Here is a 17,472-nt window from a genome sequence, read left to right on the forward strand (position 1 = left end):
ATCACTCCTTACGATTTGTTATCGTTACAACCACTGCAATAACTTTCCTTTTTCATTCTCCTATACTATTTAATACCTTGTACCAGCTCATCCATGAATAGTTGCTGCTTTTATCAATTTTCTTTATTGCTGATTCTTTTGAAAATTGGGCGGAACATTTTGCTATACTTCCGATTTTTAATTTGATTTGTTTACCAAGATTTTCGTCGACACCGTAAAATGTTGACCCGTTTATGTCATAATAATAGAAAACTTTTGTTTCGTTTTCTTTATAATTAATTAAAAAATCGTATGTTTCATTTTTGGAAATCACATGATTGTAACCGGTTTTTGTTGCAGACAAATAATTCAAAATATCGTGTGTGCTTATTTCAACTCCGGTAATGCGATTATCAACATTTTCTTGTAACCATTCGGTGCACCATTTTTCAATGTCATCAAGCTGATAATCGTCATAAATCGCACCTTTATTTCTGCAAGCTACAAATCGTCTGCCTTTATATTCAAATTCAAATGAAAAGTCCAACCATTTCGGCGTTTGAGTAAAAACTCCGGTATCATACCATTCAAGATGTGCTTGGTTGTAATCTTTCATCTTAAATTCATTAGGCTTTGCATTATATTTTTCGCAAAGATATGAAACTGTTTGTGCTTTCGCAATGGGATAAAATACTTTGTCGGCAATTTTAAATCCAATTGCGCCTACACCAAAGAATACAATAAATATCAGTAAAATCAACGCTTTGTTTGGTTTGTTCACAAAATCACCATCCTTTTGAATTTTTATATGTTTTATCTCTAATTTCTTAATATCATAAACTGTTCTTTGTGTCAATCCAAAACACCAAAAGTTAACATTCTGTTTATTATCTGGGCAGAATTATATATAAATTTATACATACATATAATTAACTATTTTAAAATTAAAATATTATAAAAAATATTACCAAAAGTTAGTGACAAACGGTGTTATTTATTGTATAATAGTTCAGTAAATTTATAAATTTGAAAGGAGTTTTTTATGAAACACTCTGAAATCGTCGGAAAAATGAGCCTTGAGCAAAAGGCAACATTTGTTTCCGGTTATGACTATTGGCATCTTGAGGAAGCTCCGGAACTCGGACTCCCTAAGATTTGCATTACAGACGGCCCTCACGGCTTGCGTAAGGCAAAGGGTAAGGACTATGTTCCTGAAGAAGGCGAAGCAAAGTCATCTGGCGGTATCGGTCTTGGCAACTCTGTGCCTACAACTTGCTTTCCGCCTGCCGCAACTTCATCTTGCTCTTGGGATGATGATTTGCTCTTTGAAGAGGGTGCGGCTATGGGTGAAGAATGCCTTAAAGAAAAGGTTTCCGTTATTCTCGGCCCGGGTACAAATATCAAGCGTGCTCCAACATGCGGCAGAAACTTTGAGTATTTTTCAGAAGATCCGCTTCTTGCAGGTAAGTGCTCAGCCGCCATCATCAACGGCGTTCAGTCAAAGGGTGTAGGTACATCGCTTAAGCACTTTGCTTGTAATTCACAGGAAGCATTCCGTATGGTTCTCAACGAAGTTATTGATGAGCGCACAATGCGTGAGATTTATTTCCCGGCATTTGAAATTGCCGTTAAAGAGGCTCAGCCTTGGACTGTTATGAATTCATATAACCGTATTAACGGTGTTTATGCTTCACAAAACGAATGGATGCAACAGCAGGTTCTCCGTAAGGAATGGGGCTTTAAGGGTCTTATCGTAACAGACTGGGGTGCATCTGTTGACCGTGTTGACGGCGTTAAGGCAGGTACAGACCTTGAAATGCCTACATCCGGTAAGCTTAATGCTAAAAAAATTGTTGCCGCTGTAAACGACGGTACTCTTGAAGAATCAATTCTTGACGAAAGAGTAGACGCTGTTGTTGACCTCATCTTGAAGTCAAAGCCGGCTCTTGAAAAGACACATACATATGACAAAAAGGCTCACCACAAGATTGCTCAAAAGATTGCAGAAGGCTCAATGGTTCTTCTTAAGAACGATGACAGCATTCTTCCTCTTCAGGCAGGTCAAAAGGTAGCTGTTATCGGTGAGATGGCAAAAGCTCCTCGTTTCCAGGGTGCAGGTTCTTCTGTTATCAATCCTACAATGCTTTCAAACGCTTATGATGAACTTGTAGAACTCGGCGTAGATGTTACTTATGCACAGGGCTATTACAAGTCGGCAGGCACTAAGAAAGAGCAAAAGACAAGAATGACTGAGGCACAGCTTACGGCAGAGGCTGTTAATGCTGCAAAGAATGCCGATGTTGCTATCGTGTTCGCAGGTCTTACAGAGGACTTCGAGGGCGAGGGCTACGACAGAGAAACAATCAATATGCCTCCAAATCACAACAAACTTATTTCGGATGTTGCCGCTGCAAATCCAAATACCGTTGTTGTTCTCGCAGGCGGTTCTGTTGTACTTATGCCATGGCTTTCAGAAGTTAAGGGTCTTCTTAATTCAGGACTCGGCGGTCAGGCAGGCGGTGCCGCAGTTGCAAATATCCTTACAGGTAAAGTTAATCCTTCAGGTAAAACTTCGGAAACATATCCTGTTTCATTTGAAGCAAATCCTACATTCGGTAATTATCCGGGCGGTCCTGTAACTTCAGAACATAAAGAAAGCGTTTACATCGGTTACAGATATTACGATTCTGCTAACGAAGATGTTGTGTTCCCGTTCGGTTACGGTCTTTCTTATACAACATTTGAATACAGCGACATTAAGCTTTCAGCTGATTCTATTAAAGATACAGACACCCTTACCGTATCCTTCAAGGTTAAGAATACAGGCAGCGTAGCCGGTGCGGAAATTGCTCAGGTTTATGTAGCAGATAAGGAATCAACGATCTTCCGTCCTGCAAAGGAACTTAAAGGCTACAAAAAGGTATTCCTTAATGCCGGTGAAGAAAAGGAAGTTTCTGTTGAACTTTCAAAGAGAGCGTTTGCTTTCTATAATGTTAAAATCGGTGATTGGTGTGTTGAGTCCGGTGACTTTGATATTATGGTTGCCGCTTCATCAAGAGATGTTAAACTCACCGCTACCGTAAATGTAGAAGCTCCTGCTTGTGAAATCCCTAATTATCATACAACTGCTCCTGCTTACTACAATGATGTTAAAAACATCACTCGTGATGATTTTGCCGCAGTTTACGGTGAGCTTCCAAATCCTCAAATTGATACTTCAAAGAGAATTGATAAGTACTCATGCCTTAACGATGCAAGACATACAAAGTGGGGCGGCAGACTTTGCAGACTCATCTCAAAGGTTATGTCGGGTATGGGTTCAGCTGAAAACGGTGACGGTAAGATGCTTGCCGCTATGGCAACACAGATTCCTGTTCGTAACTTCGTACAGATGTCTATGGGTGCATTCAGCGAATACCAGGCTGAGGGACTTCTTATGATGCTTAATGATGACCAATCTTCATTCATTGGCTTCAGCAAAATTTTCTGGACTCTCGGCGGAACACTCGCAAGACTTCCAAAGCTTCTTTCAGCTATCTAATTGAATAATAAATAAAAGGAGGTGCAGTGCATCTCCTTTTTTTATGATATATTGTTTATTCTTGCTTTTTTGTTTCGTTCTCAATTTCACTTGCTTTGACTACATTGAGATATAGTAAAACGAGCATTACAACAAGTGCAACATAAAGCAAAATTGAAATTGCAAAGAATTTTTTGAAGTTGTTTTTGTATTCGTCTGCTTGCTTTTTAGCCGAATCTGTTTGAGCAGACAAACTTACACCGCCAAGTTTGAATTCTGATTTTTGGTATAGTTTGTACGCCGCAACTGTTCCTTTGTAGTCGTTACCCGACTTGATTGCAACACCGGTTGTGATTCCTGCAATGACAAAAAGAATGATTGCAAAAACAGCAAAAAGCACTGTCGATTTTTTGTTTTTCATAATGATTACCTCCCAAATATATTTTTATTATAACATATAATATTTTTACTTGCAATTTTTATTTTAATAGGTTATAATATGCAGGTAATTTATTTGGAGAGTTGTCCGAGCTGGCCGAAGGAGCACGATTGGAAATCGTGTAACGGGCTATAACCTGTTCGAGGGTTCGAATCCCTTGCTCTCCGCCAAAAATAACAAGCAACACCATAGCGTGTTGCTTGTTGTTTTTTATATGAAACGAGTAAGGGATTCGAACAAGGAGGGAGCGAAGCGGAAGAAAACAGGCCGGTAGACTGTTTTTGCCGACGTGCCAACGAGCAAAGCGAGGCGAGAGAGGCGACAGCCTCGGAAAAGTCCCTTGCTCTCGGATGATAGAGGGATTCGAACAAGGAGGGAGCGAATATCCTTGACAAAAAACGGACTCGTCTTTGTGGGGGAATCCGTTTTGTTTTATTATAGCTTAAAGCATTTTTGGAGTGATTTGTAATCACCGAGGACAAGCAGGGTGATGCTGCTTGAAAGGACGGTGTCAGGCGTTATTGCCATATTCAGGTTGCCGTATTCTTTAAGAGCCAAAATGTTGATGTTGTACTTTTTACGAATGTCAATTTTTCCGATTGATTTGCCAATCCAATTGTCCGGCACTTGCACTTCAAAAATCGCATATGAATCGTCAACTTCAATGTAGTCAAGTATGTGGTCGGAAGTGTACCTGATTGCAGTCCATTTTGCCATTTGTTTTTCCGGATAAACAACCTTGTCGGCACCGTTGCGAAGCAAGAATTTTTCCTGGACATCTCTTTTGGCTGCCGAAACAACAAATTCTGCACCCAATTCTTTGAGCAATGATGTTGTTTCAAGTGAATTTTGGAAATTGCCCGACATTGTTACAATGCAAACATCGAAATTTCTGATTCCGAGCGATTCCAAAAAGTCGGAATCTGTGCTGTCGCCGATTTGAGCGCTTGTAACATATGGCAAAACATCATTGACTTTTTCTTCATTTTCGTCAACTGCCATAATCTCGTGACCCAATTGATTAAGTTCCATTGCAATGTGCTTGCCGAAGTGTCCAAGGCCGATAAGTAATATATTTTTCATTTTGTGCTCCTTTAACCTACTGTGATTTTATCAAGTGGCATTTTTGCATTGATATGTTTTTTGACCGATAATGTTGCGTAAATGAGGGTTAAGCCTCCGACTCTGCCGAGATACATCAGTATTATGAGAATAATTTGCGACGCTAAACTTAATTTTGGTGTAATTCCCAAAGTCAATCCTACTGTTCCGATTGCAGAAGCGGTTTCAAACAGGCTTGCAACCAACGGCAATTTTTCGATAGTGCAAATTGAAACACCGCCGATGAAGAAAAGTGTGATGTACATCATAACAATTGTTGCCGCACTTTTTATAACGCTGTCGTCAATTCTTCTGCCAAATGCACAAACATGTTCTTTTCGCTTAAAACAAGCAAAGGCATTGAGAATCAGCACAGCCATTGTTGTTGTTTTAAGACCGCCTGCTGTTGAACCCGGTGAACCGCCGACCAGCATAAGAAAAATCATAATCGCCTGTGACGGTCGAGTTAACTTTGTCAAATCAGTTGTGTTAAAACCTGCCGTTCTTGTTGTGACCGATTGGAACAGGGAAGCGAGCAATCGGTTGCCGATGCTGTAATCGGAATAGTCAAAAATGAAGAAATATATAGCCGGCAGTAAAATCAAAATAAGTGATGTAACAAGAATAATCTTGCTTTGCATACGGTATTTCTTAATCTTGAACTTATTGTTATATATGTCGTCCCAAGTCAAAAATCCGATACCGCCGATTACAATAAGAAGCATAACGGTTATGTTGATAACAGGGTTCGATGTGTATGAAGTCAACGAGCAGAATTGATTGCCCTTTGTGCCTAAAATGTCAAATCCTGCGTTGCAAAATGCGGAAATTGAATGGAAGATTGACATCCAAATTCCCTTTGCACCAAAGTTCTTGCAGAAAACAGGCATCATAGAAACAGCGCCGACAGCCTCTATAATAAATGTGCCTGTGATGATGAACTTTGTCAGTTTGACTATTCCGCCAACTTTTGGAGCGGAAATTGCATCTTGCATTGTACTTCGTTGCATAAGCGAAATTCTTCTGCCTGCAAGCATAGAAAATGATGCGGCAATTGTGACAACTCCGAGTCCGCCGATTTGAATAAGCGTAATGATTATCGCTTGACCGAAAGCAGACCAATAACTGCCTGTGTCTTTAACAACAAGTCCGGTTACACAAACGGCGGAAGTTGATGTAAACAACGCTTCGTTGAACGGAGTGACAACTCTCTCTGCCGATGAAATAGGCAACATCAAAAGCAGAGCGCCGAGCAATATCACTCCTGCAAAGCCAAGTAATATAATCTGAAAGGTTGAAAGTCGTTTTTTTATGTTTGATTTTTTCGGCATAATAAATGTAAACTCCTTTGCCGATTTTGATTAATCATAGTTTGATTGTTTCAAAAACAATGTGTGAGCTTGGTTGATCTTCATAGAGAATACCGATTGTGTTGTTGTCAATCTTTGTCATACAACTGTATGCAAAGAAGCCTTCGTTAATCTTGATGTCCTCTTTAGACCATTTGATGCCCTTGCACTTGCCTTTTTTGTCGTATTCAAAAGTACCTGTTGAGATAACTCCGTCATTTCTGCCTTTCTTTGATGGGTGAGAAACATATACTTTTTCGCCGTCAATAAAGCAGTTCTTTTGGCATTTTGGTGCTTTGAATTTAGCATTCTTTGTTTTAACCCAGCTGATACCGTTATCGTAAGAAATTGCGGCAGGTGTTGTCTTGTAGCCTCTTGCTCTTGAGAAAGAGTAAAGATTTCCGTCAGGACCTTCTGCAAGTGTCCATTCGTCAATGTTTGGAGTGAATGGCACAGCCTCGTTTCTTCTCCAAGTGTTGCCGTTGTCATCGGAATAAATACAAACAGAGCCTTTGAGTGTGTAAAGAGGGAATACCAATCTGCCACTCTTTGTTGTGATTGCGTTACCCGGAGCAATTCCAAGGAAGAAACCGTCTCTGTTTTGATTGAGAATGTCGCCGGTGATGTCAACAGGCTTTGACCATGTTGCACCCTTGTCTGATGAACGGAGCATAAAAACATAGCTTCTCTTAACAGCTTTGAGTGGTGCACCGTATGTTGTGCCCTCTGTTGCGTTGTCCTTGCTCTTTGCACCGTTGAGGAAGATGTTGCCCACATATTTGTCATTTTCGTAAAGTTCACCGTCAGCAAAGTTAACCTTGTACGCAGTGGCTTTCTTTGATTTGTCAAGAACTTTTCCGCTTTCAAGAACATAGTAGAAATTGCCGTCTCTGTCATAAATGAGCGGAACAGTTTTTCCGTCAAAACTTGCATAAGCAACTTTGTTCTTGTCCATCATCTTTTTGTTGAAAAGACCTTTTGATTCCGGATAATATGTAACAAGAAGCACGATGTCGCCGTTTGGTGCAACAGCCATACAAGGGTCAATGTAAAATGCGGTTGCCGTGTTTTCCTTGTCAGAATTGATAACTCTTGCAGGCGGTGTGGCAATAGTTTTGATGTCGCTCCAGTTCTTGCCGCCGTCTGTGCTTGTTCTGACAGCGATTTCAATAAAGCCCCAATCCGTAGGCACATGAGCCTTGTCGATAGCAGCAACAAGTGTACCGTCAACATTCACTAAACTCGGAATACGGAAGGCAACACCGCTGTTAGCCTCGTTTGCTTCCTTTACGAGTTCTGCGGATAAAAAATCTGTGTTAGTTCCGCAAAACAATGTTTGTTTGTTAGCCATCATAATCACCCTTTAATATTTAAATTTATATCCTATATTATATCAAACTTCTATCTGCACTTCAATACACAAAATATTAAATATAGATGAACTAAATACCAAATACTTGCTATTGAATAATTGAAACATTTGTTGTATAATATAGTGATTATAGATTTTTAGCAAAAAATAGTGAGTTGATGATATGGACAAATTTAAATTAGTCAGCAAATTTAAGCCGACAGGCGACCAGCCTCAAGCTATCGAAAAGCTTGCAGAGGGTGTTTTGCGAGGCGACAAAGAGCAAACTCTTATGGGTGTTACGGGTTCGGGCAAGACTTTTACAATGGCAAATATCATTGAAAAGGTCAATAGACCTACCCTTGTTTTGGCTCATAACAAAACACTTGCGGCACAGCTTTGTTCTGAATTTAAGGAGTTTTTCCCTGAAAACGCAGTTGAATATTTCGTATCTTATTATGACTATTATCAACCGGAGGCTTATGTGCCGACAACCGATACTTATATTGAAAAAGACAGTGCTATAAATGACGAAATCGACAAACTTCGTCACAGTGCAACTGCTGCTTTGTCGGAGCGTAGAGATGTTATTATCGTTGCTTCCGTATCATGTATTTATTCAATCGGAGACCCGCTTGATTATAAAAAAATGGTAATCTCTTTGCGACCGGGTATGCAAAAAGAGCGTGATGAGCTTATTCATAAACTTGTTGAAATTCAATACGAACGCAATGATATTAATTTTGTTCGTAATAAGTTCAGAGTAAGAGGAGATACGGTTGAAATTTATCCTGCCGGAAGCTCGGGAAATGCTGTTAGAGTTGAATTTTTCGGCGATGAAATTGACCGAATTTGCGAGATTAACCCTCTTACGGGTAAGGTTGAGGGCATACTGAGTTCATGCGTTATTTATCCTGCGTCTCACTATGTTGTCAGCCACGAAAAACTCAAAAAGGCACTCAACGAGATTTACAATGAAATGGTGGAACGAGTTGCGTATTTTGAGGCTAACGGCAAACTCCTTGAAGCACAGCGCATCAAGGAACGCACTATGAATGATATTGAAATGCTTGAAGAAACGGGCTTTTGCAAAGGCATCGAAAACTATTCACGAATTATGAGCGACAGAAAACCGGGTGAAGCACCGTTTACACTCATTGATTATTTTCCTGATGATTTTCTTATGTTTGTTGATGAAAGCCATGTTATGCTTCCGCAGGTGCGTGGAATGTACGGCGGTGACCGTTCAAGAAAGGGAAGCCTTATTGATTACGGTTTCAGACTTCCGTCTGCTTTTGATAACCGTCCGCTGACTTTTGATGAGTTTTACGGCAAAATCAATCAGGTTATATTTACTTCGGCAACTCCGGGCGAGTTTGAAAAAGAAAATTCTACGCAGATTGTTGAACAGGTAATAAGACCTACGGGATTGCTCGACCCAATCATCACTGTTAAACCGACTGATGACCAAATGGACGACTTACTGTCCGAAATCAATATCAGAATTGAACGCAAGGAAAGAGTGCTTGTTACTACTCTTACAAAGAAGATGGCAGAGGATTTGACCGCTTATCTTGAGGGCTTTGACATCAAAGTTAGATATATGCACCACGATGTTGACACCATTGAAAGAATGGAGATTATCCGAGATTTGCGACTTGGTAAATTTGATGTTTTGGTTGGCATTAACCTGCTTCGTGAGGGACTTGATATTCCCGAAGTATCGCTTGTTGCAATTCTTGATGCAGACAAGGAAGGTTTTCTGCGTTCCGAAACTTCGCTTGTCCAGACAATCGGCAGAGCGGCGAGAAACGAAAACGGCGAAGTTATTATGTATGCCGACAGCGTCACTCCGTCTATGGAACGAGCAATTACCGAAACCGTGCGACGCAGAGAAATTCAAGAGCAGTACAACAATGAGCATAACATTACTCCGAAAACCATCAAAAAAGATGTTCGTGATGTTATTGAAATCACTACTAAAGAAGCATTTGACGAACATAATAAACGAATGACGGCAAAGGAACGCAGGGTAATGATTGAAAAACTCACACGAGAAATGAAAGAAGCTGCCAAAATGCTTGAATTTGAGCATGCTGCATTTCTTCGTGATAAGATAAAAGAATTAACTGATGAGGAAAAGTTATGATAAAAAACATTGTAGTTAAAGGTGCAAGAGAGCACAATTTGAAAAATATTGATATAGAAATACCGAGAGACAAACTTGTTGTGTTTACGGGTCTTTCGGGTTCAGGCAAATCCTCATTGGCATTTGATACTATTTATGCAGAGGGTCAAAGACGGTATGTAGAGTCGTTGTCGTCATATGCAAGAATGTTCCTCGGTCAAATGGACAAGCCCGATGTTGATTATATTGAGGGACTTTCTCCTGCAATTTCTATTGACCAAAAAACCACTTCGAAAAATCCACGCTCAACTGTCGGAACAGTAACCGAAATTTACGATTATCTTCGACTTTTGTGGGCGAGAATCGGTATACCTCATTGTCCTGTGTGCGGCAGAGAAATCAGTCAACAAACCGTTGACCAAATTGTTGATAAACTTCTTGAATTGCCTGAACGCACAAAAATTCAAGTGTTAGCACCGATTGCAAGAGGCAAAAAAGGTGAATTTGTAAAAGAAATCAACGACATTCGCAAGCAGGGATTTGTTCGTTGCAGAATTGATGGGGAAATTGTTGATTTACAGGATGAAATAAAACTGTCTAAAACAAAAAAACACAATATAGAAGTTGTTGTTGACCGACTTGTAATTAAAGACGGCATTCAATCTCGAATAACCGACAGCGTGGAAACCGCTACAAAAATAGGCAACGGCTTGCTTATTATTGATATAATCGGTGAAAAAGAGGAGCTGTTCTCACTCAATTATGCTTGTCCGGAACACGGTGTGTCAATTGAAGAAATGAGCCCAAGGATGTTTTCATTCAACAATCCGTTTGGTGCTTGCAAAAAGTGTGACGGACTCGGAACATTTAAAGAAATTGACCCTGATTTGATTATTCCCGACAAAAAGATGTCGATTAATCAAGGTGCAATCAAAGCGAGCGGTTGGAATGTTGCAGAGGGTAGTTCTATCGCAAGAATGTACATGGATGCACTTGCAAAGGAATATAACTTCTCTCTTGATATGCCTGTCGAAATGATTAATGATGAGGGCTTGAATGCTATTCTTTATGGTACAGACGGCAAAAAACTGAAAATGAAGCGTGTTACTTCATACGGAAGCGGAACATATTTGAGCGAATTTGAGGGTATTATAAATAATCTCAAACGCAGATATGCCGAAACCACTTCTGATTATGCAAGAACCGCTATTGAAGAAGTTATGCAAGAATGTATTTGTGGTGAGTGCAAAGGTTCAAGATTAAAGCCAGAGGCTATGGCTGTTACTGTTGGCGGTAAGAATATATATGAATTTTGTTCAATGTCCGTGTCAGAAGAACTTGATTTTGTCAATAATCTTGAATTGACTGAAAAAGAGCAAATGATTGGCAATCTTGTTATTAAAGAGATTAAAGAACGACTTACATTTCTTAATTCCGTTGGTTTGGACTATCTTTCACTTGCAAGAGAATCGGGCACTTTGTCAGGCGGTGAGGCTCAAAGAATCAGGCTTGCAACTCAAATTGGTTCGTCTCTTATGGGTGTGCTGTATATTCTTGATGAACCGTCAATAGGACTTCATCAAAGAGATAACGAAAAATTGCTTGAAACTCTCCGACATCTCCGTGATTTGGGGAATACATTGATTGTTGTTGAACACGATGAGGACACGATGCGTGCGGCAGATTTTCTTGTTGATATCGGTCCGGGTGCTGGTATACACGGTGGTGAACTTATTGCAGCAGGCACACCTGAAGAAGTTATGGCTTGTGAAAAGAGCATAACGGGTCAGTATTTGAGCGGTAAGAGAAGTATTCCCGTTCCGACAAAAAGACGAGAGGGTAATGGTAAAAAACTCACTGTTTTCGGTGCAAAGGAGAATAACCTTAAAAATATTGATGTCGAAATTCCGCTTGGTAAATTTGTTGCTGTAACAGGTGTTTCGGGTTCGGGCAAATCCTCGTTTGTTAATGAGATTGTATATAAGCATCTTTGCAATGTTCTCAATCACGCAAAAAAGCATACCGGTAAGTTTTCGTCTTTTAAGGGAATTGACGCTCTTGACAAGGTAATTGATATTGACCAATCGCCTATTGGCAGAACCCCTCGTTCAAACCCTGCAACATACACAGGTGTGTTTAATGATATCAGAGATTTGTATGCTTCAACAAATGACGCAAAAGCAAAGGGCTACGGTCCAAATAGATTTTCATTCAATGTCAAAGGTGGCAGATGCGAGGCTTGTCAGGGTGACGGTATTGTAAAAATTGAAATGCACTTTCTTGCGGATGTCTATGTTCCGTGCGAAGTTTGCGGAGGAAAAAGATATAACAGAGAAACGCTTGATGTAAAGTTCAAAGGCAAGAGCATTTATGATGTGCTTGAAATGACTGTTGATGAAGCACTCGAATTTTTCTCAACTCACACAAAGATTGCAAGAAAACTTCAAACCTTGTCTGATGTCGGTCTTGGATATGTCAAATTAGGACAGCCTGCAACAACTCTTTCGGGTGGCGAAGCACAGAGAGTTAAACTTGCAACGGAACTTGCAAAGCGTTCAACAGGCAAGACAATTTATATCCTTGATGAGCCGACAACGGGACTTCATACTGCCGATGTTTCCAAGCTACTCGATGTTCTTAATAAACTTGTTGACACAGGCAACACGGTTCTTGTTATCGAACATAATCTTGATGTAATAAAATGTGCCGACCATATAATTGACCTCGGTCCCGAGGGCGGAAAAGGCGGAGGAAAAATCGTTGCAGAGGGAACACCTGAACAGGTTTCCAAGGTAAAAAAATCATATACAGGACAGTATCTCAAAAAGATTCTTTAAAATTCTTTAATTATTACAATCGTGTAACTATCCTTGATAACGATAGTCTGTTTTGCTATTATAGTAAGGATAAAATATGTCATTTTATGTCATAATTGTTTAAAAGGAGTAACTTTATGGAAAGAAAAGTTGTCATTTTCGATCATCCGCTTATTCAACATAAGCTAAGTATTCTTCGAAATGTAGAAACAAGCACAAAGGATTTTAGAGAACTTGTTAATGAGATTTCTATGCTTATGATGTTTGAAGCTACAAGAGATTTGCCTATGGAAACCGTTAAGGTTGAAACGCCGTGCGGTATTGCCGAATGTAAGCAGCTTGCAGGCCGTAAACTTGCATTTGTTCCGATTTTGCGTGCAGGTCTCGGTATGGTAGACGGTTGCCTTAAGATGGTGCCAAGTGCAAGAGTAGGCCACATTGGTCTTTATCGTGACGAAACTACTCACACGCCTGTTGAGTATTATTGCAAATTGCCAAAGGATATTGACAAGAGGGATGTTTATGTTGTTGACCCAATGCTTGCAACAGGCGGTTCGGCAGTAGACGCTATTTCTCAAATCAAGCTCAGAAATCCTCGCAAGATTTGCTTTATGTGTATGATTGCCGCTCCGGAAGGACTTGAGGTACTTAAAAAAGCGCATCCTGATGTTGATATCTATTGCGCAGCTCTTGATGAAAAGTTAAACGAAGATTGCTACATCATCCCCGGTCTTGGCGATGCCGGTGACAGAATTTTCGGTACAAAATAATTTTGGAGTTTAACTTATCAAACGGAGGAAAAAACAATGGCTAAAACAAAATCAAAAATTAAAATAGGTAAGGATGGCATTTATGATGCCCGTCAACTTGGCACACCAAAGATGCTTCTCCTCGGCTTCCAGCATATGTTCGCTATGTTTGGAGCAACAGTAACAGTTCCGCTCTTAACAGGACTTTCAATTTCAACAACTCTTTTGTTCGCAGGTCTTGGAACACTTTTGTTCCACTGCCTTACAAAGTTTAAAGTTCCTGCATTTCTTGGTTCATCATTCGCATTCATCGGTGGTTATCTCGCAGTCGCACCGCTTAATGAAGACGGAAGCGGCAACAAAGAAATGCTTCCGTATGCGTGCCTCGGTGTTGCGTGTGCAGGACTTGTTTATCTCATCGTTGCAGCATTTATTAAGGCTGTCGGCGTAAACAGAGTTATGAAACTCTTCCCACCTGTTGTTACAGGTCCAATCATTATGGCAATCGGTCTCGGTCTTGCTCCTTCTGCTGTTAACAATTGCAGCAGTAACTGGTGGCTTGCAATCGTTGCACTTGCACTTGTTATCATTTTCAACATCTTCGGTAAGGGTATGATTAAGATTATCCCAATTCTTTTGGGTATCATTGGTGCTTACCTTGTTGCTGTATTAGTCGGCAATGTTGGCGGTGTTGAAAACTTTGCTATCGATTTTTCAGCAGTAAAGGCTGCTCCTTGGATCGGCAACCCTGTTGAATGGTCATCAACTGTATTCGGCGGTGTTTCGGATAAGTCAAAGGCTATTTCTGCAATCATTGCAATCGTTCCAATCGCAATTGCTACCATGATGGAGCACATCGGCGATATTTCAGCTATTTCAGCTACTTGCAACAAGAACTTCATCAACGACCCGGGTCTTAACAGAACACTTCTTGGTGACGGTCTTGCAACAACTCTTGCATCACTTTTCGGTGCACCTGCAAACACAACATACGGCGAAAATACCGGCGTTCTTGCTCTTTCAAAGGTGTATGACCCAAGAGTAATCAGAATCGCTGCTTACTTCGCAATCTTCTTCAGCCTTTCACCAAAGTTTGCCGCTCTTATTGAGTCAATCCCTATGGCTGTTGTTGGCGGTATTTCATTCGTTCTTTACGGTATGATTTCTGCAATCGGTGTTCGTAATGTTGTTGAAGCAAAAGTTGATTTTTCAAAGGCTCGTAACACAATCATTGCTGCTGTAATCCTTGTTGTAGCACTCGGCTTGTCAGGTGGTATCACATTCACAGTCGGTTCAGTTACAATCACACTTTCATCACTTGCTTGTGCATCAATCGCAGGTATTGTCTTGAATATCATCTTCCCTGAAAAGGACTTTGATCCGGATAAGGCTTTCCAGTCTGACACAGTTTCGGCTCAGGTTAATGTTAAGTCTGATTACGGTAAAAACAAATAATAATTTGTTGATTAAAATAATTAAGCACGAAGTTCCACGCTTCGTGCTTTTTCTTGTGTTTTTGTTATCTGTATAATCTTATCGCAACAACCATTTTGTGTTTGCGAGTTTCGTTGACCGTTTGAGAATAAATAAATTTTCCATAGCCTCGAACCGACACCACATCGCCCTCTTTGAGCTGTATAGAGTCTTTGTAGACCGTTTTTGAATTTATGAATATCTTTTCTTGATTGATTAGTTGCGAAGCCGAATTTCGTGACATTTTGAACACGGCAGAAACTACGGTATCAATTCTCAATGACGAAACAATGTATTCCTCCTCGTCAGGGATTTGATTGAATAATTCGGGGATGTCATCAATGATTTTGCACTTCACGGAGGTGTGCTTAATTGACGAAAGATTGTCAACAATGTATTGGCTGATTTTGTCAAGGCAAAACAAATACCCCTCGTTGTTGAGAATTTTAATGTCACCGAGCATTTCTCGTTCAATGCCCAAATTCATAAGCGCACCGAGAAAATCTCTGTGGGTGAGCTTGTCGGAAAATTTTTGTTGTAAAGGCTCAATCTTAATACATACAATGGGGTAGGAGTATACCTCATCATTGCTGAATGAAGCGACGCATCTGTCGGCATTTTCGTATCCACCAAATAAATTGTACTTGCTGTCTAATTTCAGCGATTTTAATATGCTGATTTCCTGCAAATTTAAAAAGGTTGAATAGGTTGTGTAACTTCTCTCAAACGCTCTGTGTGATAACTCTGCAAGCCTCTTTTTGAGTAATGTTTCATTTTCCATCTGAAATCTCCGTTACCGTCAAAATATTATTGTTGACCTTAAATTTTATTTCTTTGCCTGCAAATCTAAAACCGTATTGCCGTCCGTCCTCGTGATATGCCGGTCGTGGGTCGTCTGCTAAAATCTTTTTTAATGTGTGTTGCTTGTCTGCCTCAATATTATGTAATAATTCATCATCAATTTCAACATTTAGTTTTGCACCGTTTTTTTCTTCTGCAAATCCGCTGATTGCATCCGGATGACAGTCGCTGAAAGTGATATATGGTTTTATATCATATATAGGCGTGCCCGAAACCAAATCAGCACCGCTGACAATAAGAATTATTTTTCCGCTTTCGTCTTTTTCTACTGCTTCAAGTTTTACACTTGACAGTCCGAGAGGGTTTGGTCTGAAAGGGGAGCGTGTTGCAAAAACGCCGACCTTTTCATTTCCGCCAAGTCTTGGAGGTCTGACAGTTAATGAATTTGATGGGTGAGAATTAAGGCTAAATCCCCAAATCAACCACAAATGGCTAAATTCTTCAATTCTTTTAAAAGCAGATTCGTCTGCATATTCTTTTTCAAAAACAATAGTGGATTTTATGTCGTTAACAAGCCCGCTTTGCCGTGGTACAGCGAATTTGCTGTCGTAGTCATTGATGATTTTTGCAATAGGTTTTATATCCATTTTGACCTCCGCTTTAGTCATTTTTAACAGTATTATAACACATATTTTTGAAAATTTAAAAAAATATGTTGAATTTGTGATTGTTTTAATGTATTATATAGTAGAAATATCTTGTAAGGAGAAAATTTAAATGGCTAAAGTAAAAGATAAGTCAGTACTTGCAAAGTTCAACAGATTCCTTTCTGTTGTCCTAATTCTATTGGTAATAGCAACTGCTATAATTGTAATCGTGTCACCTGCTAAGGTTGCACAGCAACAGGAAGCAGGCTCAAACGAGTTTGTAGATGAACCTGTTATTGATGAACTCAAACCGGGTACATACGGCGGTGTTGATTTTAAAACAACCGATGATGTTGTTAACTATTATGTTGAATGTTACAACAACACAAAGACTATGACAGTTGACGGTACATATGACGGAAGCCCTATCAAAGCATATAAGCTTCTCGGCGATGAAAATCTTGAAGTTAAAAATCTTCTTGTTGAAGGTAAATCAAATGATACCATCAACAAACTTGTTCCGGGTATTGTAGGCGGTCTTTTCTCAGGTGGCGTAAAGAGCTTGTCACCTGGTAACTCTCTTGAACCAAAGAATGACTGGCAAGAAGCAAGCAGTGGTAAGATTGACAGAACTGTTTCACACCTTACTGCAGATGATGTTCTTGCATGCAATGTTACAGACAACGGCGACGGCACAATCACAATGGTCATTCAGCCAAAAGCACAGCTTCTTGCTATGCCCGGTGAGGACTCACAGGGTCGTTTCTTCAATGTACTCGGTGACATTTCAGGTGTTGTTAGCAGTATCAGCGTTCTTTCATTCTCTGAAGGCACTATTGATGAGAACTTCGTTGTTAACTATGCAGGTGGTACAGGTACAATTAAGATAAATGTTGCTAACAAGGAAATTGTAGAAGCTGATTATGACATGCATGTTCATATTGATGTAAAGCACGCTAATGTTGCAATCATCAAGGATAAGAATGCGTCACTTGATATAGAGTATAAAAACCACTTCCCGGCTTCTGACCAATATCTCAAGGATCACCTTGTAACAATTAAATAATAAATTCTATAAAGATTTAAAGGTAGCTTCGTGCTACCTTTATTTTTGCGATA

At 39.9% G+C, this 17,472-nt stretch carries 13 protein-coding genes and 1 tRNA gene; 7 read left to right on the forward strand and 7 right to left on the reverse strand.

The features are described from left to right. Nucleotides 1-52 precede the first annotated feature (52 nt). The gene (locus B5D29_RS03240) at nucleotides 53-835 is read right to left on the reverse strand and encodes a hypothetical protein (protein ID WP_078768144.1); all 783 of its coding nucleotides are present in this window, start codon (nucleotides 833-835) and stop codon (nucleotides 53-55) included. A 186-nt stretch (nucleotides 836-1,021) separates the two neighbouring features. Here B5D29_RS03240 and B5D29_RS03245 point away from each other — a divergent pair, with 186 nt between their 5' ends. Next, on the forward strand, nucleotides 1,022-3,520 hold the full coding sequence (locus tag B5D29_RS03245; protein ID WP_078768145.1) for a glycoside hydrolase family 3 C-terminal domain-containing protein: 2,499 nt from the start codon (nucleotides 1,022-1,024) through the stop codon (nucleotides 3,518-3,520). 55 nt (nucleotides 3,521-3,575) lie between these two features. Here B5D29_RS03245 and B5D29_RS03250 read toward each other — a convergent pair whose 3' ends face one another. After that, nucleotides 3,576-3,920 carry a hypothetical protein gene (locus B5D29_RS03250; protein WP_078768146.1) on the reverse strand — a complete coding sequence of 115 codons (345 nt, stop codon included), beginning with the start codon at nucleotides 3,918-3,920 and terminating at the stop codon, nucleotides 3,576-3,578. Nucleotides 3,921-4,015: 95 nt separating this feature from the next. Between B5D29_RS03250 and B5D29_RS03255 the strand changes: the two genes are divergently transcribed. Next, nucleotides 4,016-4,108, forward strand: a tRNA-Ser gene (locus tag B5D29_RS03255). Between the two features lie 265 nt (nucleotides 4,109-4,373). Here B5D29_RS03255 and B5D29_RS03260 read toward each other — a convergent pair. The 3 genes from B5D29_RS03260 to B5D29_RS03270 are packed head-to-tail and all read right to left on the reverse strand — an operon-like array spanning nucleotide 4,374 to nucleotide 7,739. Beyond that, nucleotides 4,374-5,021: a potassium channel family protein gene (locus tag B5D29_RS03260; RefSeq protein ID WP_078768147.1), complete on the reverse strand. Its 648-nt coding sequence runs from the start codon at nucleotides 5,019-5,021 to the stop codon at nucleotides 4,374-4,376. A gap of 11 nt (nucleotides 5,022-5,032) precedes the next feature. Next, entirely contained in the window at nucleotides 5,033-6,370 is a 1,338-nt protein-coding gene (locus B5D29_RS03265) for a TrkH family potassium uptake protein (protein ID WP_078768148.1), read from the reverse strand. 34 nt (nucleotides 6,371-6,404) lie between these two features. Continuing rightward, nucleotides 6,405-7,739: a sialidase family protein gene (locus B5D29_RS03270; protein WP_159443387.1), complete on the reverse strand. Its 1,335-nt coding sequence runs from the start codon at nucleotides 7,737-7,739 to the stop codon at nucleotides 6,405-6,407. 184 nt (nucleotides 7,740-7,923) lie between these two features. Here B5D29_RS03270 and uvrB point away from each other — a divergent pair, with 184 nt between their 5' ends. The 4 genes from uvrB (at nucleotide 7,924) to B5D29_RS03290 (ending at nucleotide 14,887) form a co-directional block, all read left to right on the forward strand. After that, a complete protein-coding gene (gene uvrB, locus B5D29_RS03275; protein WP_078768150.1) occupies nucleotides 7,924-9,888 on the forward strand; it encodes an excinuclease ABC subunit UvrB in 1,965 nt (654 codons plus the stop codon). Beyond that, a complete protein-coding gene (gene uvrA, locus B5D29_RS03280; protein WP_078768151.1) occupies nucleotides 9,885-12,704 on the forward strand; it encodes an excinuclease ABC subunit UvrA in 2,820 nt (939 codons plus the stop codon). Before uvrB ends, uvrA begins: the two co-directional genes overlap by 4 nt. A gap of 116 nt (nucleotides 12,705-12,820) precedes the next feature. Continuing rightward, entirely contained in the window at nucleotides 12,821-13,453 is a 633-nt protein-coding gene (gene upp, locus B5D29_RS03285) for a uracil phosphoribosyltransferase (protein ID WP_078768152.1), read from the forward strand. A 36-nt stretch (nucleotides 13,454-13,489) separates the two neighbouring features. After that, nucleotides 13,490-14,887, forward strand: coding sequence for a uracil-xanthine permease family protein (locus B5D29_RS03290; protein ID WP_078768153.1), 1,398 nt, complete (start codon nucleotides 13,490-13,492; stop codon nucleotides 14,885-14,887). Nucleotides 14,888-14,951: 64 nt separating this feature from the next. On the opposite strand, the gene B5D29_RS03295 is transcribed toward B5D29_RS03290, so the two are convergent. Beyond that, a complete protein-coding gene (locus tag B5D29_RS03295; RefSeq protein ID WP_078768154.1) occupies nucleotides 14,952-15,686 on the reverse strand; it encodes a YlmH/Sll1252 family protein in 735 nt (244 codons plus the stop codon). After that, the gene (tsaA, locus tag B5D29_RS03300) at nucleotides 15,676-16,353 is read right to left on the reverse strand and encodes a tRNA (N6-threonylcarbamoyladenosine(37)-N6)-methyltransferase TrmO (protein WP_242941733.1); all 678 of its coding nucleotides are present in this window, start codon (nucleotides 16,351-16,353) and stop codon (nucleotides 15,676-15,678) included. Before tsaA ends, B5D29_RS03295 begins: the two co-directional genes overlap by 11 nt. Before the next feature lie 130 nt (nucleotides 16,354-16,483). Here tsaA and B5D29_RS03305 point away from each other — a divergent pair, with 130 nt between their 5' ends. After that, nucleotides 16,484-17,419 carry a hypothetical protein gene (locus tag B5D29_RS03305; RefSeq protein ID WP_078768156.1) on the forward strand — a complete coding sequence of 312 codons (936 nt, stop codon included), beginning with the start codon at nucleotides 16,484-16,486 and terminating at the stop codon, nucleotides 17,417-17,419. Nucleotides 17,420-17,472 lie beyond the last annotated feature (53 nt).

It is taken from the genome of Eubacterium coprostanoligenes (assembly GCF_900167205.1).
GTDB classification, from domain to species: Bacteria; Bacillota; Clostridia; order Oscillospirales; family Acutalibacteraceae; genus Eubacterium_R; species Eubacterium_R coprostanoligenes.

Excerpts from the sequence above, each read along its gene's own strand:
- B5D29_RS03245 (WP_078768145.1), top strand. The coding sequence starts at position 1,022 with ATGAAACACTCTGAAATCGTCGGAAAAATGAGCCTTGAGCAAAAGGCA.
- B5D29_RS03250 (WP_078768146.1), bottom strand. The coding sequence starts at position 3,920 with ATGAAAAACAAAAAATCGACAGTGCTTTTTGCTGTTTTTGCAATCATT.
- B5D29_RS03260 (WP_078768147.1), bottom strand. The coding sequence starts at position 5,021 with ATGAAAAATATATTACTTATCGGCCTTGGACACTTCGGCAAGCACATT.
- B5D29_RS03265 (WP_078768148.1), bottom strand. The coding sequence starts at position 6,370 with ATGCCGAAAAAATCAAACATAAAAAAACGACTTTCAACCTTTCAGATT.
- B5D29_RS03270 (WP_159443387.1), bottom strand. The coding sequence starts at position 7,739 with ATGGCTAACAAACAAACATTGTTTTGCGGAACTAACACAGATTTTTTA.
- uvrB (WP_078768150.1), top strand. The coding sequence starts at position 7,924 with ATGGACAAATTTAAATTAGTCAGCAAATTTAAGCCGACAGGCGACCAG.
- uvrA (WP_078768151.1), top strand. The coding sequence starts at position 9,885 with ATGATAAAAAACATTGTAGTTAAAGGTGCAAGAGAGCACAATTTGAAA.
- upp (WP_078768152.1), top strand. The coding sequence starts at position 12,821 with ATGGAAAGAAAAGTTGTCATTTTCGATCATCCGCTTATTCAACATAAG.
- B5D29_RS03290 (WP_078768153.1), top strand. The coding sequence starts at position 13,490 with ATGGCTAAAACAAAATCAAAAATTAAAATAGGTAAGGATGGCATTTAT.
- B5D29_RS03295 (WP_078768154.1), bottom strand. The coding sequence starts at position 15,686 with ATGGAAAATGAAACATTACTCAAAAAGAGGCTTGCAGAGTTATCACAC.
- tsaA (WP_242941733.1), bottom strand. The coding sequence starts at position 16,353 with ATGGATATAAAACCTATTGCAAAAATCATCAATGACTACGACAGCAAA.
- B5D29_RS03305 (WP_078768156.1), top strand. The coding sequence starts at position 16,484 with ATGGCTAAAGTAAAAGATAAGTCAGTACTTGCAAAGTTCAACAGATTC.